The following is a 16,270-nucleotide window of genomic DNA, read 5'->3' on the forward strand; positions in this document are numbered from 1 at the left end:
ACTGTCGATCTTCTTCGTAACCGGCCGCACGATCATCTCCTCGGCGGTCTCATGCGCGGCGAGCAAAGCCCGCAGCTCGTCGAACGCCCGGCGCTTGTGCTCGCCCGTCGCCGACTTCACGTCCGCGAACAGCTCGCGGATGCGGGCGTGCTGTTCGAGCAGGACTCCCACGACGTCGTCGTGGGAGAACTGCGCCGCTCGGCCGCCGTCGAACCCAGCGTCATTGATCGGCATGATGTCCTCCTCATCACGGTCCGCCCATCGGGGACCTCGACGTCGGCGTGCCCCGAGAAGGCACTCGAAATCGCGCGGCATCGAGGACGCCCGACCGGCGGGGCCCAACCGACACGTTGGGCTCGTCAGCCTGCCCCGATCGGGGTACCGAGAGTGCCCCGATCCGGCCGGGTCAGCTCGCCGCCTACCGACGTCCCCAATCCGGGCCAGTACGAGGTAGCCACATAAACGGCCCCATGAGTAGCTCATCGTTCCTAGTAACCCGTCGGCGCGATGACGGTGAGTTGACGCCCGGGAGCACCTGCGCCGTCCGGTGAAGCCGCACCGGTCACGCCGCACCGGCGCGTACGATGGAATAACGCCAATGTTCTCCCAAAGACACGTATAGTGATAATCTCGGCGCCAAGGCTTGAGCCGAAGCTTGAACCGAAGGCGACCAGCCGAGGCATGCCCCTCGCATCGCGGGATTCGGCCGGCGTCGTTGCCGGGAGGCAATGGCTCCCTCGGTCGGCAGGACCGGCTCAATACGATGCGCGTCGGGTCGATCACCCGGCCGGCCATGCCGGACGGACGGACGGATACACCGTTCCGGCCATGGCCACAGGTCCCGCAATGGCCACAGGTCCCGCAATGGCCACAGGTCCCGCAATGGCCACAGGTCCCGCAATCTCCAGGCCTTTGGCCCCGACGGGGCCGCAGGGCCGCCGCAGCCGGCGGATGATCGGACCAGGCCGCGGTTGCGGACCCGGGGCGGGCACCCGACCCGATTCCGGGCCGAGGCCCTGACCAGGCGAAGCAGCCAGCGTCTACGGCGTGTCATGAGGAGTCCGCAACCGGTCCGGATCTGCCGCGGACGGGCCGGCTGCAACGGGTCCGGAGCGGCGGGACGCCACGCGCCGTCTCCGTCCCCGTCACCGTGACGTTTCCGGTCCACCGGCGTGGGGGTGAAGAAATATCCGCGCGCCGCGCTCGAGGGAGACGACGGCGCTCCGACCCGGGTTCCCCGGCAGAATTGGCTATGGTCCGCCACGCGACCTAATATCACCGAAGGCATTTCGCGCGCGGACTCCGCGAACGCTCAACCGACAGCCGGACCAGATTTCGACCCGATATCACCGTAGTCGGGACACGGGCGCCGATCGGCGCTGGATCCACCAGCGGAAAAGGCGGGCAGAACGCCTGTCCGCTGCGTACCGACAGCCGGTCGGCACGCCGGGAAAACGATCGAGAAAACGCCCGGCCGCCCTTGACGGTGCGTGGTTGCCGGACCGGCCCGAGGGACTAGAGCAGGCCAGTCTGCCCGGGCCAGATCTGATTGGTTCCGCAAAGTGCTTGCCGCCCGCGGGATCGATGCGGGAGGCTTCCAATGCGCGGCGAGACGACGCGCGTTCCGTTCGAGACAAGCGCATGTCGACTGTTGACTCGACGCCATGGGGGGTTACACCGACGGAGCGCCCATCGATGTCATCGCTACTCAGGGAAGGTGAGACTCACCCAGCGCAGTATCGGAACTTCGACGTCCCGCATTTCGTGTCGGTTCGATGTACCCGCGGTCGGCCGCCAGCCGCCGGGGCCCGTCACGCCCGCACATTCCTATGACCGTGCACAGGCCGCGCCTCCTGCACGTGCGCCGAGTCAATCAAAACCGCACTCCGGGAAAACCCCCGTACCCCCAGTGTAAACCCCCACTCCCAGTGGGAAAACTGCCCCTGCGAAAACCAGAGATAGGTGGAGTCTGTCATGACCGAACCCGTGCAGACCGGTACGGATGCCGGCGGCGAAGAGCCCCGGCTGAGTCTGGGCACGGCGGCCGCGCGCAATCTCGCGACGACCACCAAGTCCGTTCCGCAGATGCAGGAGATCACCTCTCGGTGGCTGCTGCGGGTACTGCCGTGGGTCCAGGCGTCCGGCGGCGTGTACCGGGTCAACCGCCGCCTGACCTATATACTCGGGGACGGGCTCCTCACGTTCACCACCACCGGATCCGAGGTCCGGGTCGTTCCGCGCGAACTCAGCGAGCTGCCCGCCCTGCGCGGTTTCGACGGCGAGGTGCTCGACGCGCTCGCGGACCGCTTCGCTCAACGGGAGTTCGCCGCCGGGGACGTCCTGGTGGAGGGTGGTCAGGCCGCCGACCAGGTGTTCCTGATCGCGCACGGCAAGGTCGGCAGGTTCGGCCCCGGGGAGTACGGCGACGAGCGGGAACTCGAAGTACTCGCCAACGGCGAGTACTTCGGTGACGAGGTGCTGGTCGAGGAGGACCTGACCTGGGAGTTCACGGCCCGCGCACTCACCGGTACGACGGCCCTCGTCCTGTCGCGCCAGCAGTTCTCCGAGCTCGTCGACTCCTCCGACGAGCTGCGGCGTCACCTCGACGAGTACCGGACCCGGCCCCAGCCCCCGAGCAACCGCCTGGGCGAAGCGGAGATTGCGATCGCCGCCGGGCACGCCGGGGAACCGGACCTGCCGGGGACGTTCGTCGACTACGAGCTGGCGCCCCGCGAGTACGAGCTCAGCGTCGCCCAGACCGTGCTACGCATCCACACCCGGGTGGCGGACCTCTACAACGAACCGCACAACCAGCTGGAGCACCAGATCCGGCTCACCGTCGAGGCCCTGCGAGAACGCCAGGAGCACGAACTGGTGAACAACCCCGACTTCGGGCTGCTGCACAACGCCGACCTCCGCCAGCGTATTCACACCCGGAGCGGTCCGCCTACCCCGGACGACCTCGACGAGCTACTGAGCCGCCGACGCAGCACACATTTCCTGCTCGCCCACCCGCGGACCATCGCCGCGTTCGGCCGGGAATGCACCGCCCGCGGCATCTACCCGGCCACCGTCCTCTTCCACGACCAGCACGTGCCGGCCTGGCGCGGCGTTCCCCTGCTCCCGTTGAACAAGATTCCGATCAGCAGGACCGGTACCACGTCCATCCTCGCGCTGCGCACCGGTGAGGAGAACCAGGGGGTGATCGGCCTGCACCACGCCGGCCTGCCGGACGAATACGAGCCCGGCCTGTCCGTGAGATTCGCAGGTATCAGCGACAAGGCCATCATCTCGTACCTGGTGACCACGTACTACTCCGCGGCGGTGCTCGTCCCCGACGCGCTCGGCATCCTGGAGAACGTCGAGATCGGTCGGTGACACCCGGCCGCGCGAGCCGCTGGGATCACCCGGAACCTGCGGAATTCCGCGAGATTACGCGAGATTACGCGGGGTTCCGGGAGGGTTCCGCTGGGCTCCGCGGCATCCCGGCCCGATCTCTCCCGGCCGCCCCGACTGTTCACTTCTCCGCTGCCACCCCGGCAGACCCGGTACGCCTTCCCCGGGACCGATTCCCCGGGGAAGGTTCTCCGGTGCCGGATACGGATAAGGATCCGTATCCGGCCGACTTTCGGGGCCGGCCGTCCAGCCCGTGACCGAGAAAGGTTCACCAGCGGGTCATGCAGCCTTTCACGCTACCGGAGTTCTACGTGCCCTATCCGGCACGGCTCAATCCGAACCTGGAACAGGCCCGCGTGCACAGCAGGGCCTGGGCCGACGAGATGGAGATGATCGACTCTCCGCAGCACGGAACCGTGATCTGGACCGAGGCCGACTTCGACGCACACGACTACGCCCTGCTCTGCGCATACACCCATCCGGACGCCGTCGGCCGAAAACTCGATCTGGTCACCGACTGGTATGTCTGGGTGTTCTACTTCGACGACCACTTCCTGGAGCTGTACAAGCGGTCCCACGACATGGCCGGCGCCCGGGCCTACCTCGACCGCCTGCCCGCCTTCATGCCCGTCGACGGTGAGATCACCGAGACGCCGACCAGCCCGGTGGAACGCGGACTCGCCGACCTGTGGACCCGGACCGTCCCGGAGCGTTCCGCCGACTGGCGGCGGCGGTTCGCGGTCAGCACCAAGAACCTACTGGACGAGTCCCTGTGGGAACTAGCCAACATCAACGCCGGCCGGCTCGCCAACCCGATTGAATACGTCGAGATGCGGCGCAAGGTCGGCGGCGCGCCCTGGTCGGCGAACCTCGTCGAGCACGCCGCCGATGCCGAGGTGCCGGCCCGGGTCGCGGCAACCCGGCCGCTGCAGGTACTGCGGGACACCTTCGCCGACGCCGTGCACCTGCGCAACGACCTGTTCTCCTACCAGCGCGAGGTCGAAGAGGAGGGCGAGCTCAGCAACGGCGTGCTCGTCATCGAACGTTTCCTCGGCTGTGAAACCCAGGAGGCCGCCGACACGGTCAACGACCTGCTCACCTCGCGGCTGCACCAGTTCGAGCACACCGCGGTCACCGAACTGCCGGCGGTCCTCGAGGAGCACGGTGTCGACCCGGGGAGCCGGCTGGAGGTCCTGGCGTACGTGAAGGGTCTGCAGGACTGGCAGTCCGGGGGCCACGAGTGGCACCTGCGCTCGAGCCGGTACATGAACCGGGCCGTGGCGCCCGGGAGCGGCGAGCTCGGCGGACTCCTCGGACTCACCGGTCTCGGTACCTCGGCGGCCCGAATCGTGCCGTCCCTCGTCACCACCGCGCCGCGCCGGATCCGCTCTTTCACGCACATCCCGTACCAGATCGTCGGGCCGCTGCGCCATCCCGACTTCTGCATGCCCTTCTCGACCGGGCAGAGCCCGCATCTGGACGTCTCCCGCCGGGAGAACATCATCTGGGCCCGGACGGTGGGGATGCTGGACCCGATTCCGGGCATCTGGGACGAACACAAACTGCGGGCGTTCGACTTCGCGCTGTGCTCGGCCGGAATCCATCCGGACGCGACCCTGCCGGAACTGAATCTGACGACGGACTGGCTCACCTGGGGGACCTATGCCGACGACTACTACCCGGTAATCTTCGGCCGCACCCGGGACATCCTCGGGGCCAAGGTGTGCAACGCCCGGCTGTCGGAGTTCATGCCGGTGGACTCCCCCGTCACCGCGGTGCCGGCCAACGCGTTGGAACGCGGTCTGGCCGACCTGTGGGCGCGCACCACCGAGACCATGTCGCCAGGCGCGCGCGAGACGTTCCGCGGCGCCGTCGAGGTTATGATCGACAGCTGGCTGTGGGAGTTGGCGAACCAGGCCCAGAATCGCATTCCCGACCCGATCGACTACATTGAGATGCGCCGGGCGACCTTCGGTTCGGATCTGACGATGAGCCTGTCCCGGCTGGCCCGGGAGCAGACCGTGCCAGCCGAGATCTACCGCACCCGGCCGATCCAGGCTCTGGAGAACGCGGCCGCGGACTATGCCTGCCTCCTCAACGACGTCTTCTCCTATCAGAAGGAGATCCAGTTCGAGGGTGAGATCCACAACTGTGTCCTCGTCGTCGAGAACTTCCTCGACTGCGACCGGGAGCGTGCCCTCACGGTGGTCAACGATCTGATGACCTCCCGGATACGGCAGTTCGAGCACATCGTGGCGCACGAGCTTCCGGCGCTGTTCGACAGCTTCGCCCTGGACGCGCCGGCGCGGCAGGCGCTGCTGGGCTATGCGCGGGAACTCCAGAACTGGCTGGCCGGGATCCTCCGCTGGCATGAGGGCACGCATCGGTACGAGGAGTCCGAACTGCGGTACCACCCGGCGGCGGGAGTACGGCTCTTCGGCGGCCCCACGGGGCTGGGCACCTCGGCCGCCCACGTCCGACCGCGGCGGCCGTGACGGCCGTGACGGCCGGCGATAGTGAAATGTAGTCAGCTCGCATGCCTGGTTGGCGGTCGGACCGGCTGACGGCCGACGGGGAACACGACGGTCGGGAACATCGTGTCGGGCAGGCGCAGCAACTCGGCGAGGGCCTGGTCGTCGAAGGCCGTCACGGCGCATCCGGCCAGCCCGAGTGCGGCCGCGACCAGGTAGAGGTTCTGCACGGCGATTCCCGCGTCGAGGTGCAGGGTGCGGTAATGGCGTGCCGGGTACTTCACGAGAGTCGTGTCAAGCCGGGCGACTACGACGACCGCCATGGGCGCCCGTTCGGCGAACTCGGGTTGGACCAGCACCGAACGCAACGCCGCCGTCGGCTCGCCGGACCACAACGTCTGCAGACAGTGGTCCTCGGCGTCGTACCGGAACACGCCGCCGGACAGTTGCGCACTGCGCGCAATGACGAGATAGATGGACAGTGAATGCAGGCCACCTGCCGACGGCGCCATCCACATCCGGTGCTGACGGCCGTCGGGCAATCGGACATCCCGCTGCGGACCCAACGCCCAGCGTAGGAGCGAGGAGACATTCTCGGCGGTCGGCGCCTCGGCATCGAACCGGTACCAGGACCTGCGTGCCGCGAGCACCTGGCCGAACTCGACCGGCAGGTCCGCGCGCGGTGCCGGCAGCGGAATCCGGCTGGTGGCGGCGCGCAGTCCGTCGAGCACCACCTGCCGGGTCGGCGGACCATTGAGGACCTGTTGGGCCCGCCGGATACGCTCCAGCGCGGTGACATCCTCGGCCACACTCGTCCTTTCGGTTACGTCGCTAATGCGCTAATGCGGTAGCGGGAGGTCGCGCCGGGTGGTGCCCGCCGCGGCGAGTTGCCTGGCCAGCCGGGCGCCGCCGAGGAACGGAAGGCCGACGGAGGTGTTCGAGTACAGGCCGGGGGCCAAGGTGTGCACGACCCGCATGCCGGTGGGGCGCACGTCTTCGGTGGTGACGTCGACCGATGTCACCGGGTGGCCAGCGCCGGCGAGCGTGCGCGCGAGCACCATCGGGTCGTCGACTCCGGCGTGCCGGGCGTCCCGGTCGAGGGTCTCCCAGCCGATCGTGCCGGTGAGGGTCTCGGCGAGTTCGGCCTCCAGCCGGTCCTGCAGGCGAGGGTCGAGGAAGAGCTGGAGGTGGGTGCAGTACTCGACGACGTCTGCCAGGTCGTCTCGGCAGTCGTCGAGGTACCGCCGGTCAGCTCGCCACGGCTTGAGGGGGCTGTGCGGGTTGCGTGCGGCGCGCATGTAGGGGCCGTCGGGGTCATCGAGGTCGGCGACGAACATCTGCAGCTGGAAGGCTTCGGCAAGGGCCTTGCGCAGCGCCGGCGTGGTGGTGGTCCGGCACGCTGCTCCCATGGTCAGGTAGCCGGTCGCCGTGTCGTGCACCAGTGCGCCGGCGACGACGAGGCCGAACTCGTTCGGGAATTCGACGAACCGGGTCGTCATGCTTCCGTGCGCGCCCGTGGCAAGCTGCGCGATCCAGGGGGGCGGGGTAATGGCCCGCAACGGCCGGCGGCCGTGCCAGGCCATGGTCAGCGTGTCACGTTCGATCATCTGGCAGATCGCCGACCATTGCGCCGAGCGCTGGTCCATACCGGCGGCCAGGCCGGCGCTGAGGACCGGGCTGAGGTAGGGGAACCCGCGGGCCTGGGCCTGGTGGGCGTAGGACACCCAGACGAGCTGCGCGGGTACCCAGACGGGGGTGCCAGCAAGCAGGTCGGTGCCGGGCGTCCACTCCAGCTCGAGATCCTCGCGGTACTCGGTGAACGGGAAGTAGGGCCCGGAGTACTGGGCGGGTGAGTACAGCACCACCGAGCGCGGGTCGAGCACGGTGGCGCGGTCCGCCGTGAGCTCTTTGTGGGTGGCGCGGCGCAGTCCGGCGGGGACAAGGTTCCCGCAGTAGCGTTCGACGGCCTCGCCGACGGCGGGCCCGAGGGCGGCGTCGTCGTCGAGCAGGGCGTAGCCGGCTCCGGCGAAGTCACTGGCCCAGGCGGAGAACCTGGTGGTGTCGGAGAGGACGGCGGTGTACATGGTGAATTCGGGCGGCAGGGTGGCGGGAATGGTGTTGCGTTCGATCCGGCGGATGATCCCGGATCGGGGGTCGAGGATCGCGGCGAGGTCCATGGGTGCGCCTCAGACGTGCGGGATCGGGTACGGATAAAGGGTGTCTTCGGTGAGCTTTCCGGCAGCCAGGCCCAGCTGGGCGGGTACGTCGTAGAGCCGCTCGCCGCCGAGGAACGGGAAGGCCGCGGGCGGGTTGCCGTAGAGCCCGGGGACGATGACCCGCACGACGGTGAGGCCGGCCGCCCGCACGTCCGGGGTGGTGACGTCCACTGACACGGCGGGCAGGCCCTGCGTCGCGAGCATGTCGAGATAGCGCCGGCGGGCCGTGTCCCCGTTGATGTCCCCGTTGGCGTCCCTGTTGACGTCCCCGTCGGCCCGGGGGATGTCGGCGAGCCGGGTGGTGCGGGTGTCGTCGCGGAGCCGGTCGAGGGGCCGGCCCTGCATCCGCGGATCCAGGTAGAGCTGGGCGACCGCGGGCAGGTCGACGAGGTCGCGGAAATCCGGCCGGATGTCATCCGCGTACCGCCGGTCGGCGCGGTAGGGCAGGTAGGTGTGCGGGGGTATCTCGCCGCGGGCGACGGCTCGCCAGTGCGCACTGTCACCGTCCGCGAGCTCGGCGGTCAGTTCCAGCATGGCGAAGGCTTCGACGAGCGCCTTCGTCGCCGCTTCCCGCGGGCCCGCCCGGCAGGCCGTGCCGTATGCGATCAGCCCCCGTCCCGGTTCTTCAAGGAAGGCGGCGAGCACCGGAACCGGGAACTGGCTTGGCACCTGGAACAACCGGATGGTGCGACCGGTGCCCTCTCCGTGGGCGATGTCGTACCGGTCGAGGAGCTCAGCCGCATCGGCGACGGCCCAGCCGGCGGCGCCGCTGGCCCACCAGATGGTGTTCGCGTCGCGTTCGAAGAGCTCTTCCAACGCGAAACGCTCGGCGTGCTCACGGTTCTCGCCAGTGGCGATGCCGGCGTACAGCATGGCGTGGGTAGCCACCTCGTCGGCGTGCGCGCCGCGGAAGTAGTTCAGGTAGGCCATCGACGCGGGCACCAGCACCGGATCCCCGGCGTACAGGTCGCGGCCGGGCACCCAGGCCACCGGTGTCTGGCGGGTGAAGGGCCGGAAGGGGAACCCGCGGGCGCGGTACTGCCGGTCGGAGTAGAGCGCCAGGGTCGCCGGGTCGAGGGCCGGCCGCCCGGCCCTGGCGAGATCGTCGTAGCAGGCGATCTCCAGGGCGTCGGGCACGGCGTTGCCGCAGTACCGTTCCACGGCCTCCCCGACCGCGGCACGGCGCGCCCGGTCGTGATCGCCCAGGGCGGCACCGAAGCCGAACCGCTCGGCCGACCAGGTGGCGAACGCACGGGTGTCGGCGGCACGGGCGCTCCAGCCGACCCAGCAGCGCGGCATGGCGGGGCTCGGCTGGTAGGGGACGATCTGGGTGAGGACGCCGAGCCGGCGGTCGACGAGACGCCGTTCGGCCGGCGCAGGGGTGGTTGATCTCACGGGTGCTCCAGCACGGGCAGGTCAACCCGGCAGCCGCGGGTTGGACCGGTGTGGATGGTCTGGGTGGCGGTCCGGGTGGCGCTGGTGGTGTACCGGTCCTGGCCGGTGTTGGGGGTGCGGGCCAGCCGCGGGAAGTCGCTGCTGGTGACCTGCAGCTCTAGCCGGCTGCCGGGGTGGAGCAGCAGGGCCGTGGCGCCGAGCGGGATCGACACCGTGGCCGCGCCGGGCCCGACGGCAGCGGCGCCGCTGGTGACCTCCAAGGCCCGGCCGTCACCGAGCCGCTCCACCAGCCGGACTATCCAGTCGGTGCCGGGGCCCGTGGTGTCCGCGGCCATCGTGACGGTGGGTGCGCCGACGATAGCGGTCGGCGTCGTCAGTGGCGGGGTCCGGAATGCCACGGCGTCGGCGCGGGCGTCCAGGGGGGCACGGTCGCAGTCCCGCGGGAGGCTGGGGAAGGGGTCGAGCGGGTCGTAGGTGAACCGGTGCTCGGCGGGCCGCTCGGGCGGGTTCGGCAGGAGTGACCCGTCAGCGCTGGCCTGCAGGCCCAGGGTGGCGGTGGGCGCCGGCCACCGGTCCAGCCAGCGTCCGCCCTCGACGAGGAACACCTTGGTGATCGACGCGTCCCGGCCGGCCAGCACGTCAAAGATCCACGCGACCTGGAGGCGTCCCAGCGGCAGTTGCGAGGCGGGCCCGTGCTCCCGCCCACCCGCCGAGCTGGAAGCGGGGGTCGACAGCTCGTGCCCCCACGGCCCGATCACCAGGCCCCGGGCGGGCCTGTTCGGAGCGCGGTCGCGGCCCGAGGTTTCCCATTGCCACAGCGTCTGCGGCAGGAAGAGGTCGTACCAGCCGCCGATATGCAGGGACGGCAGCGAGCAGCAGGCCAGTTCCTGCGTGCTGATGCCCTCCCCGAGGTCGTCGCCCGTACGGTCGTGCGGTGCCGGGCCGTCGCCGGTCGTCGACGGAGCCGGGGCTGACAGAGCCGGGGCTATGGCGCTCCACCAGCGTGGCACCCGTGCCCAGAGGTGCCGGCCGAGGTCAGCGACCGGCAGGTGCCGCAGCAGGTCCGGCTCGCAGCCCAGCATCTGCGCGGACAGCCCGTTCCTGCTGGTGCGGCTCTCGGCGTGCTCGGTCCACCATCCGGCGTACTCGGCCAGCCGCAGGATCCCCGACGGGTCCACGTTGGCGGGCCGCAGACCCGCGGCGGGTACCTCGCTGATCACTGCGCGCACGAGCTCGGGCACGGTGACGGCGGCTGCCCACGCGGTGAACGAGCCGTAGGAGGCTCCGGCGAGGATCACGTTCCCGTCGCACCAGGGCTGGCGGTGGACCCATTCGACCAACGCCCGGCCATCGGCGCGCTCCCCTTGATACGGGGTCCAGGTCCCGTCCGACCCGTAGCGCCCCCGCACGTCCTGGGCGACGTAGGCCAGTCCGTTCCGCGCCCACCCGACGCCGTTTGCCAGCAGCGAACCGCGACCGTACGGGGTGCGAGTGACCACCGCCGGGGCGGGTAGCCGGTCGGGACGGTAGACGTCGGTCGCCAGCAGGACGCCGTCCGCCGCCGGCACGGCCTGGTTCGCGTCGATGGCGTGCATGCCCCGGCGCCTAGACCGGGTTGACCGCGAGGTTGGGAAGAGGAAGCACCGGATGCCGGCTGATCGACGCCGTGGTCAGGTCGACGACGAGCTGGTGCCCCTCGCTGGGAACGGGGCTTCCCGCCGCCAGCGCCCGCAGGTCGGCGGCGAGCAGCCCCGCCAGCACCGCAGTGGCTGCCGGGGTGAACGGGGCCGGCGGCTTGACCGCGTCGGAATCGAGGTAGGCCCAGTGGGCGATCAGCTCGTCGGGGAGAGCGGCCGCGGCGAGCCGACGTCCTCTGGTGTCCTGGTAGCACGCCGTACGGCCCGGCATTGACAAGGGTCCCACAACGAACGTGTCGCCCTCGGCGTAGCAGCCGTGCCATGGCGTGTGGTGCGCCGCGCACCACTGGTCGAGCCGGCACCAGTGCGAGTCCGGCAGCCACCGGGCGCAGCTGACGACGACGTCCGAGCCGGCGACCGCGGCCTCGTCCGCCGGGCCCACGGTGCACTCGACGTCCTCGAGGAGGTCGCCCAGGAGTTCGGTGAGCTTCCCGACGACCGGACTGTCGCCGTCAAGGTGCACCTTCCAGCCAGCCGGAACGGTCCCCACACGCCCCGGGCCGACGAACACGCCGCGATCGGTGAGCGCGGCGGTCATGCGCTCGACGGCGGGTCGGTCCACATCGGGCAGGGGCAGCTGGGTGGCTCCGGCCGCGACGTCCCGCACGAGGGCGAGCAGCCGGTCCTCGCCGCCAATTCGGACGAAGACGTCCCCGGGGGCGCTGTAACGCCAACTCCCGTCGGCGGTCCGGTAGAGATGGTGGCCAGGAGCGAACACGTCGGCTTTCCTCATCGGGTGTGTCGCGGTCGTGGTGGTCTGGTGATGGTGGGCTGGTCGCGGCCGTGGTCAGCAGGGGTCATGGCCGACACGGGCCGCGCGGGCCGGGATGAACCCGGTGGAGACCGTGACCGTCGGGGCCGTCCGGGAACTGACGGCCCCGGCGGTCACGGCTTGCACTGGCTCACCAAGGTGCACTCGGTGCCCTCAGTGAACCGGGGGCACTACTCCTCGTCGTCCCACGCGAACGGGCTCTGGACGAGCGCGTGCGTGGTCGGGTCCTGCGGGGCAGCGAGGACCGGCGCCTCGGCCAGCTCCTCGAACGAGATCTCCGCCATGCTTCACCTCCTTCGCAATAAAACGGTTTTCGTTTTCAACAAGAACGCTAGCACGAGCGGCGTGGGGATGGGCCGATATCCACACATCCGCCGGGCGGCTCATTCGGGGGCTCATTCGGGGGCTGTCACCGCCCGGACCTCGGCGTCCGGCCCACCGGGCCCGGCCTGCGGCGGGTTGGCCGGTACCTCGTCGGCCCTGATCAGGTCCTGAAGCCTGCCGGTGTGGCCGAGGCCTGCCATCAGGCCCGCTACCAGCGCCAGGCCGACCCCGGCCGAGGCGGTCAGCAGAGCGGCCCGGGTGCCCCAGGCATCGGCGAGGATGCCGGCGAGCACGGCACCCAGCGGCGTCCCGCCCCAGGCGATCATCCTCGCGGTGGTGTTGACCCGGGCCTGCAGGCGTAGGGGGGTGACGGCTTGCCGGACGACGATGCCGTTGAGGATGACCAGGGAGGTGCTGGCCTGCCAGAGCAGCAGGATGCCCATCCCTGGCAGCCACGCCGTGTTCAGCGACCAGCCGATCAGGGCGAGCGTGCTGGCTCCGAGCGCACCGAGTGTGATCGTTCCGGTGGGGACGTATCGGTGCACGCAGCTGAGCAGCTGGCTGACGATCAGCGTTCCGAGCGCGGCGGCGACGTAGAGGAGACCGATCCGCGGGTCGTCGTCGGGAAGGCCGAACTGCCGTACCGCGACGACGACGACCAGGCCGGTGACCGCGCCCCCGGACAGGCTGCTGCCGGCCCCGAGCAGGGTCAGAGTCCGGATGAGGCGATGCCCCCGGATGTAGCGCAGGCCCTCGGCGATGTCGCGACGGGTCCGGCTCACCCGGCTGCCAGCCGGCCCGCTCCGGTCGGCGGCGGCCGGCACGGCCCAGCGCACCCGGGAGAGCAGGATGGCACCGACCAGGTAGCTGAACGCATCGAGGGCGAGCACATTGGCTGCGCCCACCGTGGCCGCGGCCACCCCGCCGACGGCCGGCCCGACCAGGTTGACAACGGTGCTCACCGACACCATCGCCCCGGTCGCCGCGGCCACCGCGTCCCGTCCCACGATCGCCGGGACTGCGCCGAAGCTGGCCGCATCGAAGAACACGAAGACCGAGGCAACAAGCACCGCGGAGATCAGCAGATGGGGTGTGGTGAGGACACCGGCCCAGTGGGCCACGGGGATGCTGGCCATCGTCAGGCCGCTGAGGCAACTGGTGACCACCATCGTGCGCCGGTGATCCCAGCGGTCGACCAGGGCACCGGCGGGCAGTCCGAGCACAAGGTAGGGCACCGCTTCGAGACCGACCAGCACGCCCGCGAGCGTGCCGCTCCCGGTGCGCTGGAAAAGCAGCACCGGGAGCGCGACGAGCGTCATCGCCGAACCCGCCCAGGAGACAGCCCGGCTCGCCAGGAAAAGCCGGAAGGCGGGTACCGTACTCATCTCAGATTGTTACTCATCTCAGGTCATCCCACATTTTTGGGTCTGCGGCTCAGGCGTGCAGCGCGGCGGCCAGCTTTGTCACGCCTTCCACGCCTGCGAGGTTGGCCGAGTCCGACTGCGGGAGGAAGAACACCCGGTTGTTGCGGACTGCCGCCACGGTCGGGAGCCGGGAGGTGAGGAACTTGCGGGCCTCGGCCTCGGTTTCGCTGCCGCTGAGCAGATAGACGAGGGTGCCGGGATTCTTGCTGATGAGGTCCTCCACCGACAGCTCACTGAAGTATTTGCCCTTGGGCAGGGTGCCCGCGTAGATGTTCCGCGCCCCGGCGAGCCGCGCGATGTCGGTGTAGACGCCGTCGTAGGTGTAGACGGTTCCCTGGTAGGTGGCGACCATCGCGACCGGGACGGGGTCCCTGCTCTGGATCTTCGTCGCGACCTGGCGGAGCCGTTCGTTGATGTCGGCCTGGACCTGCCTGGCCCGGTCCGGAATGCCGAAGATCGTGCCGAGCGCGGTCAGGTCGGTGTCGACGTCACGGACCGTCGCCTTGGTGGCGTCGTCGGTGCAGAACCCGCTGAGAATCATCACCTGGGTGCCCTGGGCGGCCAGCTCGGCGATCGTGGGGAGCTGCCGGCCGTCAAACAGATAGCTGCCATCCGCCCAGATCAGGTCGGGCCGGGCGGCGAGCAGCGCCTCTCGGGTCGGCGCGCCGGTACTGAGGACGGGTAGCTTCGCCTCCACACTGGCGTACTTCGCCGCCGGTGTGCCGCTGCTGGTGTTGTACTGGCCGACGATCCGGTCCGTCAGGCCCAGTTCGATGAGGAGCTCGGTACTGGTGGTCCACCCGGAGACGACCCGCGCCGGGGCCTTGTCGAAGTGCAGGGTCCGGCCGCAGTTCGCCACCTCAACGGGATAGCGGGTACCGGCCGGGGCCGACCGGGCATCGGCCGCGCTCGCACTGCCCGCGCCGGTGGTCGAACCGGACCCGCAGCCGGTGAGACCGGCGGTAACAACGAGCAGGGCGGCGACCGCGACGCCGGCGCCGAGTTTCTTCATCGGGTTCTATTTCCTTCCATTGCTTCATCGGGTCATTGCTTTATCGGGATTTCCGCGCCAGCTACCACCGGGGCCGGCTCGTCTGTTCCGGGCAGGCTGGAGGAAGACGGGCTGGAGGAAGGCGGGCTGGGGAAGGGAAGACTGGAGAAGGCGAGGTGGAGGCGGCCGGTCACCGGGTGGACACTCCGGTCGGCGCGCACCCCGAACACGCGGCCGATGAGGTCGGCGGTCAGGACGTCCTCCGGTTTTCCCGAACAGATCACCGCGCCGTCGTGCAGGACATAGAGCCGGTCGCAGAAGGCCGCCGCGAGGTTGAGGTCATGTAACGCGGCGAGCACGGTGATCCCGAGTGAGCGCACCAACTCCAGCAGGCTCAGCTGGGTGCTGATATCCAGATGGTTGGTCGGCTCGTCCAGGATCAGCACCGACGGTGCCTGCACGAGGGCGCGCGCCAGCAGGACCCGCTGCTTCTCGCCGCCGGACAGCGACGCGAACGCCCGCCCGGCGTGCGCGGCCATGCCCACAGTGTCGAGCGCGGCCGAGATGATCTCATGATCCCCGGCCGAAGTCGGGCTCCACGCGCTCTGGTGGGGGGCCCGCCCGGTCGCGACCACCTCAAGGACGGTGAAGTCGAAGCCATCGGGGCTTTCCTGCGCCAGGGCCGCGACCCGCCGCGCCGACTGGCGCGGGGTGAGGTCCCTGACCAGGTCCGTCCCGTCAAGCAGCACCGCACCGGACGTCGGCCGCACCGCCCGGTAGACCGTCTTCAGCACGGTCGACTTCCCGCTGCCGTTCGGACCGACCAGGCCGACGAAGGCGCCAGGGGGGCAGTCGACCGTCAAGTCGTACACAATCTGTACCCCGTCGGCGACGACACCCAGACCTTCCAGGCGAAGGCCCGTCACGAGGCACCACTCGCCCGTCCCGACCGGCGCAGCAGCACGAGGAAGAAGGGCACCCCGGCGACCGCGGTGATAATGCTCAACGGCAGCTCCAACGGCCGGGCCACGACCCGGCCGAGGAGATCGGCCAGCACGAGGAACGTTCCGCCCAGCAGCGCCGTCACCGGGAGCAGCCGCCGGTAGTCCGACCCGATGAGCATCCGGACGCAGTGCGGCGCGATGAGGCCGACGAACGCGACACCGCCGGCAACGGAGATGACGGACGCTGTCAGAGCGGCGGTGACGATCAGCAGCTGGGTCCGCAGCCGGCTGACCGGGATACCCAGCGAGGCGGCGGCCTCATCGCCGAGCAGCAAGGCATTCAACGACCGGGCCTGCGCCAGCAGCCACAGCGTCGCGGCCACGACGATGCACGCGGGCAGCCCCAATGTGTCCCACTCGGCCCCCGACACCGTTCCCAGCAGCCAGAACAGCACCGCGGCGAGCTGGTTCGAACCGACCCGCAACTGCAGGTAGCTGGTGCCAGCCTGGAACAGATAGGTCAGCGCCACCCCCGCAAGCAGCAGCCGCTGCGGGTCCAGGTAACCGCGCCTACGCCCTAACGCGATCACGAGAGCCAGGGTGAGAACGGCACCGATGAACGCCGCCCCCGACACCCCCA

At 69.9% G+C, this 16,270-nt stretch carries 13 protein-coding genes; 2 read left to right on the plus strand and 11 right to left on the minus strand.

From position 1 onward, the window contains the following. Positions 1-234: hemerythrin domain-containing protein (locus tag AC08OV_RS12690; protein ID WP_476619703.1), on the minus strand; the 234-nt coding region annotated here is incomplete at its 3' end. 1,740 nt (positions 235-1,974) lie between these two features. Between AC08OV_RS12690 and AC08OV_RS12695 the strand changes: the two genes are divergently transcribed. Together AC08OV_RS12695 and AC08OV_RS12700 are read left to right on the plus strand one after the other, a co-directional pair. Then, positions 1,975-3,378: a family 2B encapsulin nanocompartment shell protein gene (locus AC08OV_RS12695; protein WP_476612859.1), complete on the plus strand. Its 1,404-nt coding sequence runs from the start codon at positions 1,975-1,977 to the stop codon at positions 3,376-3,378. A 299-nt stretch (positions 3,379-3,677) separates the two neighbouring features. Then, positions 3,678-5,891 (plus strand): family 2 encapsulin nanocompartment cargo protein terpene cyclase, encoded by a 2,214-nt coding sequence (locus tag AC08OV_RS12700; RefSeq protein ID WP_476612860.1) that lies wholly within the window; start codon positions 3,678-3,680, stop codon positions 5,889-5,891. Positions 5,892-5,923: 32 nt separating this feature from the next. On the opposite strand, the gene AC08OV_RS12705 is transcribed toward AC08OV_RS12700, so the two are convergent. From AC08OV_RS12705 to AC08OV_RS12750, 10 genes are all read right to left on the minus strand, one after another. Next, positions 5,924-6,676 (minus strand): SagB family peptide dehydrogenase, encoded by a 753-nt coding sequence (locus tag AC08OV_RS12705; RefSeq protein ID WP_476612861.1) that lies wholly within the window; start codon positions 6,674-6,676, stop codon positions 5,924-5,926. Positions 6,677-6,706: 30 nt separating this feature from the next. Further along, positions 6,707-8,044 carry a YcaO-like family protein gene (locus AC08OV_RS12710; RefSeq protein WP_476612862.1) on the minus strand — a complete coding sequence of 446 codons (1,338 nt, stop codon included), beginning with the start codon at positions 8,042-8,044 and terminating at the stop codon, positions 6,707-6,709. A gap of 9 nt (positions 8,045-8,053) precedes the next feature. Then, positions 8,054-9,478, minus strand: coding sequence for a YcaO-like family protein (locus AC08OV_RS12715; protein ID WP_476612863.1), 1,425 nt, complete (start codon positions 9,476-9,478; stop codon positions 8,054-8,056). Next, positions 9,475-11,073, minus strand: a complete 1,599-nt coding sequence (locus tag AC08OV_RS12720) for a CocE/NonD family hydrolase (protein WP_476619704.1) — start codon at positions 11,071-11,073, stop codon at positions 9,475-9,477. The genes AC08OV_RS12715 and AC08OV_RS12720 overlap by 4 nt, the downstream gene beginning before the upstream one ends. Positions 11,074-11,083: 10 nt before the next feature. After that, positions 11,084-11,893: a TOMM precursor leader peptide-binding protein gene (locus tag AC08OV_RS12725; protein WP_476619705.1), complete on the minus strand. Its 810-nt coding sequence runs from the start codon at positions 11,891-11,893 to the stop codon at positions 11,084-11,086. A gap of 224 nt (positions 11,894-12,117) precedes the next feature. Further along, a complete protein-coding gene (locus AC08OV_RS12730; protein WP_023840694.1) occupies positions 12,118-12,231 on the minus strand; it encodes a streptamidine-related RiPP repeat protein in 114 nt (37 codons plus the stop codon). A 111-nt stretch (positions 12,232-12,342) separates the two neighbouring features. After that, positions 12,343-13,656 (minus strand): MFS transporter, encoded by a 1,314-nt coding sequence (locus AC08OV_RS12735; protein WP_476612867.1) that lies wholly within the window; start codon positions 13,654-13,656, stop codon positions 12,343-12,345. Positions 13,657-13,705: 49 nt separating this feature from the next. Continuing rightward, the gene (locus tag AC08OV_RS12740; protein ID WP_476612868.1) at positions 13,706-14,707 is read right to left on the minus strand and encodes an ABC transporter substrate-binding protein; all 1,002 of its coding nucleotides are present in this window, start codon (positions 14,705-14,707) and stop codon (positions 13,706-13,708) included. Between the two features lie 32 nt (positions 14,708-14,739). Next, positions 14,740-15,612 (minus strand): ABC transporter ATP-binding protein, encoded by an 873-nt coding sequence (locus tag AC08OV_RS12745; protein WP_476612869.1) that lies wholly within the window; start codon positions 15,610-15,612, stop codon positions 14,740-14,742. Continuing rightward, positions 15,609-16,270 (minus strand): FecCD family ABC transporter permease (locus AC08OV_RS12750; RefSeq protein ID WP_476619706.1); only part of this gene is annotated, 662 nt, incomplete at its 5' end. The genes AC08OV_RS12750 and AC08OV_RS12745, both read right to left, overlap by 4 nt.

The sequence above is a fragment of the Frankia sp. CeTa3Moorea genome (genome assembly GCF_978021225.1).

What these genes read in the sequence shown, in the direction of transcription:
- AC08OV_RS12695 (WP_476612859.1), top strand. Translation starts at nt 1,975, where the DNA reads ATGACCGAACCCGTGCAGACCGGTACGGATGCCGGCGGCGAAGAGCCC.
- AC08OV_RS12700 (WP_476612860.1), top strand. Translation starts at nt 3,678, where the DNA reads ATGCAGCCTTTCACGCTACCGGAGTTCTACGTGCCCTATCCGGCACGG.
- AC08OV_RS12710 (WP_476612862.1), bottom strand. Translation starts at nt 8,044, where the DNA reads ATGGACCTCGCCGCGATCCTCGACCCCCGATCCGGGATCATCCGCCGG.
- AC08OV_RS12720 (WP_476619704.1), bottom strand. Translation starts at nt 11,073, where the DNA reads ATGCACGCCATCGACGCGAACCAGGCCGTGCCGGCGGCGGACGGCGTC.
- AC08OV_RS12730 (WP_023840694.1), bottom strand. Translation starts at nt 12,231, where the DNA reads ATGGCGGAGATCTCGTTCGAGGAGCTGGCCGAGGCGCCGGTCCTCGCT.
- AC08OV_RS12735 (WP_476612867.1), bottom strand. Translation starts at nt 13,656, where the DNA reads ATGAGTACGGTACCCGCCTTCCGGCTTTTCCTGGCGAGCCGGGCTGTC.
- AC08OV_RS12740 (WP_476612868.1), bottom strand. Translation starts at nt 14,707, where the DNA reads ATGAAGAAACTCGGCGCCGGCGTCGCGGTCGCCGCCCTGCTCGTTGTT.